This is a genomic window from Actinosynnema sp. NPDC059797 (assembly GCF_042732085.1).
In the GTDB taxonomy this organism is placed as follows: Bacteria; Actinomycetota; Actinomycetes; order Mycobacteriales; family Pseudonocardiaceae; genus Actinosynnema.
Genome location: NZ_JBHWIE010000598.1, coordinates 1 through 1,216, shown reverse-complemented (window position 1 = coordinate 1,216; position 1,216 = coordinate 1). Strand labels below are relative to the sequence as shown.

Genomic DNA, 1,216 nt, shown 5'->3' with positions numbered 1-1,216 from the left:
GCCTACACGCTTACACCAGTACTACCACTCACTGGCGGAGCTACCCTCCTGCGTCACCCCATCGTTTGACTACTACAAGCTCGGTTCCCGCGCTCCACACTGGAACAGATCCGAAGACCCGAACCAGGCTTTGGGCGGTTAGCATCGCAAGCCTCGCCAGGGGCGCATTCACACGGGTACGGGAATATCAACCCGTTGTCCATCGACTACGCCTGTCGGCCTCGCCTTAGGTCCCGACTTACCCTGGGCGGATTAGCCTGGCCCAGGAACCCTTGGTCATCCGGCGGCAGAGTTTCTCACTCTGCTTTCGCTACTCATGCCTGCATTCTCACTCGTCCAGCCTCCACACCTGGATTCCTCCGGCGCTTCAATGGCTGAACGACGCTCCCCTACCCATCCAGACATACATCTGAATGACACGGCTTCGGCGGTGTGCTTAAGCCCCGCTACATTGTCGGCGCAGGACCACTTGACCAGTGAGCTATTACGCACTCTTTAAAGGGTGGCTGCTTCTAAGCCAACCTCCTGGTTGTCTGGGCGACCCCACATCCTTTCCCACTTAGCACACACTTAGGGGCCTTAGCCGGCGTTCTGGGCTGTTTCCCTCTCGACTACGAAGCTTATCCCCCGCAGTCTCACTGCCGCGCTCTCACGTACCGGCATTCGGAGTTTGGTTGATTTCGGTAAGCTTGTGGGCCCCCTAGACCATCCAGTGCTCTACCTCCGGCACGAAACACACGACGCTGCACCTAAATGCATTTCGGGGAGAACCAGCTATCACGGAGTTTGATTGGCCTTTCACCCCTAACCACAGCTCATCCCCCAGGTTTTCAACCCTGGTGGGTTCGGGCCTCCACGCGGTCTTACCCACGCTTCACCCTGGCCATGGCTAGATCACCCCGCTTCGGGTCTAGACCACGCGACTCACACGCCCTATTCGGACTCGCTTTCGCTACGGCTACCCCACACGGGTTAACCTCGCCACGCAGCACTAACTCGCAGGCTCATTCTTCAAAAGGCACGCCGTCACCCCTAAAGGCTCCGACGGATTGTAGGCACACGGTTTCAGGTACTATTTCACTCCCCTCCCGGGGTACTTTTCACCTTTCCCTCACGGTACTAGTCCGCTATCGGTCACCAGGGAGTATTCAGGCTTAGCGGGTGGTCCCGCCAGATTCACAGCAAATTCCACGAGCTCGCTGCTACTTGGGAACAC

At 58.0% G+C, this 1,216-nt stretch carries 1 rRNA gene (cut by a window edge); it reads right to left on the bottom strand.

Annotated features, from left to right (window positions below):
- Positions 1-1,216, bottom strand: a 23S ribosomal RNA gene (locus ACFV4N_RS42225); its annotated part reaches 1,611 nt to the left of the window's first position; the annotation flags it as partial.